The following is a 2,543-nucleotide window of genomic DNA, read 5'->3' as shown; positions in this document are numbered from 1 at the left end:
GAGCTTTCCGGCATCAGCACGGCATAGTGTTCCGGGTCTGATGCGGGGGGGTAATTTGGAGCGTCATCTGGGCTTACGTACTCTCCGGTCTTCTTCCATGAAATGACTGTTGTCTGGCCTGGGCAGGGGGGAGCCAAATACGTATACGAATAGAACGACACTGAGTAGTCGAACAAGGCATCGCGCGTTGTGAACGGGCCCAGTTGGAGGTCCGTTTTTACGTTCAAACCGCAAGAATGGAAGTCCCAGGCTGTGGGTTCTCTCTCAAGGTTGAACTCGAGGTAGCCCTTGCCCCAGTCTGCGAACGCGTTGTAGATCACTGGACCGGCCGCTAGGGGGGCCATCCTGTCGCCGCGAACCCACGACACGCACACCTGTTCGTCGCCCACCGCGGCGCCGTGCCAGGCGCCTGCGCAGATGACGGCCATTGCCGCGAGCGCGGCTCTCCGCCGCTGTCTTGGACGGTTCTTCATCGACTTCTCCCTGAATGCTTATGGTTCTACTTGCAACCATATCGCACGAAGAAATCGACTGGTAAGCGTCCGCGCTCCTCTCTCCTCCTTTGAGGAGGAGCTATTTCACGAACTGGTTGAGCTGGATGATCGGCAGCAGCACCGCCAGCACGATCATCATCACGATGGCGCCCATCGCCACGATCAGCAGCGGCTCCAGGATGGTCGCCAGGTGCATGGCGCGGCGCTGCACCTCGGCGCCGAGTTGCTGCGCGGCGCGCTGCAGCATCGCGGGCAACTGGCCGGTCTGCTCGCCCAGCCGCGCGAACATGGCGACGATGCCGGGGAAGCGCTTCTTCTGCGTCAGCGCCGAGGCCAGCGGCGCGCCCTCGCGCACCAGCACCAGCGCATCCATCGCGTCGGCGCGCATGGCGCGGTTGCCCAGCGTCTCGGCCGCCGCCTGCAGCGCGCGCAGGATGGGCACGCCGGCGCCCGTCAGCATGGCCAGCGTGCCGGCGAAGCGGGCCGCGTTGTAGCCGCGCGCCAGGCGGCCGACCAGCGGCAGCCTGAGCCAGGCGGCATCGAACTTCTCGCGCACGGCGGGCCGCAGCAGCATCACCCGCACGGCCACCACCACGGTGGCCAGCGCGCCCAGCATCAGCCAGCCGTGGTGGCGCACCACGTCGCTGATGGCGAGCATGATGGTGGTCAGCAGCGGCAGGGCGCGCTTGGTGCCGGCGAACACCGCGGCCACCTGCGGCACCACGTAGCTCACCAGGAAGATCACGATGACGATGGCGATCACGGTGACGATGGCCGGGTACATCGTCGCGCCGATCAGCTTCTGCCGCAGCGCCTGGCGCTGCTCCAGGTCGTCGGCCAGGCGTTCGAGCACCAGGCCGAGGTGGCCGCCCTGCTCGCCGGCGCCGATCACGGCGGTGTAGATGGGCGAGAACTCGCGCGGGTGCCGGCCCAGCGCGCGCGCGAAGCCGGAGCCGGCGTTGACCTCGGCGCGCAGTGCCGCCACCAGCCGGCGCTGCGGCTCGTTCTCGGCCTCGTCGGTCAGGGCCGTCAGGGCGCGCTCCAGCGGCAGGCCCGAGCCGACCAGGCCCGCGAGCTGGCGCGTCCAGACGGCGAGGGTGGTCGAATCGAACACGCGGCGCTGGCCCAGGCGGGCGAGCCAGCCGCCCTGCGGGACGCCGTCCTCGCCCTCGGCCTGCCCGACCAGGTCGACGGCGAGCGGGATCAGCGCCTGCGCGCGCAGCAGGCTGCGGGCGCTGCGGGCGGTGTCGGCCTCCAGCACGCCGGTGCGCGAGCGTCCTTCCTGGTCGATGGCTTCGAAGGCGTAGGCGGGCATGGTGTCGGGCGAAGGGGGATGCGGCGCTCAGCGCCGCAGGATGCCGCTGACCTCGACGTCCTCGCGCTCGAAGCTGCGGGTGCTGCGCATGCGCAGCGAGGCGTGGCCGAGGGCCAGGCTGGTGAGCAGCCGGCCTTCGTAGGGGCCGTCCAGCCGCGCGTCGCGGCAGGCCTGCAGGCTGAGCTGCACGGTGGCGTGCGCGCCGTTGCGGAAGTCGCTCGCGCTGCCGGCCAGCAGGCAGCGGGCGTCGGCCAGGCGGCCGGCCACGGCGCCGTCGGGGCCGATGGACAGCTCCACGCCCGAGGCGCTGCGGCGGGCGACATGGAAGCCGCTGGCGTCGAGCAGGAAGAACTCCAGCGTGCCCTGCCAGTGGCCGTGGTAGTCGGCGTAGCCCTGGGCATGCACGCCGCCGGCCAGGCACAGGGCGGCCATCGCGAGGGTGCTGCGGGTGCAGGCGGGCATGGCGGTGATTGTGGCCGGGCGGGCCTGCGGCGCGAAGCTCATTCGGCGACCCTCCGTCCTGCGGACGGCGGGGGCGGGCGCCTTCGCAGCGGCCGGGCGGCGCTCATTCGCGTGTCACGCGCAGCAACTCGGCGCGCGAGGTGACGCCGGCGGCCACCAGCCGCTCGCCGTCCTGCCGCATCGACTGCAGGGCGCCGCGCTCGGCGGCGGCGGGCAGCTCGCTCTCGGCCCCGCGGCCGCGGACCCGCGCGCGCACGGCGTCGTCGGGCACC

3 protein-coding genes are annotated in these 2,543 nt (G+C 71.2%); all 3 read right to left on the bottom strand.

The genetic code is table 11. The annotated features are described in order from the left end of the window. On the bottom strand, positions 1-473 hold a 473-nt coding region (locus ACIY1X_RS25985), incomplete at its 3' end, for a hypothetical protein (protein ID WP_399686446.1). A gap of 100 nt (positions 474-573) precedes the next feature. Then, positions 574-1,809: a type II secretion system inner membrane protein GspF gene (gene gspF, locus ACIY1X_RS25980; RefSeq protein WP_038207459.1), complete on the bottom strand. Its 1,236-nt coding sequence runs from the start codon at positions 1,807-1,809 to the stop codon at positions 574-576. A 27-nt stretch (positions 1,810-1,836) separates the two neighbouring features. Beyond that, complete coding sequence (locus ACIY1X_RS25975; RefSeq protein WP_157007972.1) at positions 1,837-2,271, bottom strand: hypothetical protein; 435 nt, start codon at positions 2,269-2,271, stop codon at positions 1,837-1,839. Positions 2,272-2,543 lie beyond the last annotated feature (272 nt).

The sequence above is a fragment of the Xenophilus sp. genome (assembly GCF_044462705.1).
Taxonomy (GTDB): domain Bacteria; phylum Pseudomonadota; class Gammaproteobacteria; order Burkholderiales; family Burkholderiaceae_C; genus Xenophilus; species Xenophilus azovorans.
This window is presented reverse-complemented; position numbering and strand designations above follow the sequence as displayed.

What these genes read in the sequence shown, in the direction of transcription:
- gspF (WP_038207459.1), bottom strand. Translation starts at nt 1,809, where the DNA reads ATGCCCGCCTACGCCTTCGAAGCCATCGACCAGGAAGGACGCTCGCGC.
- ACIY1X_RS25975 (WP_157007972.1), bottom strand. Translation starts at nt 2,271, where the DNA reads ATGCCCGCCTGCACCCGCAGCACCCTCGCGATGGCCGCCCTGTGCCTG.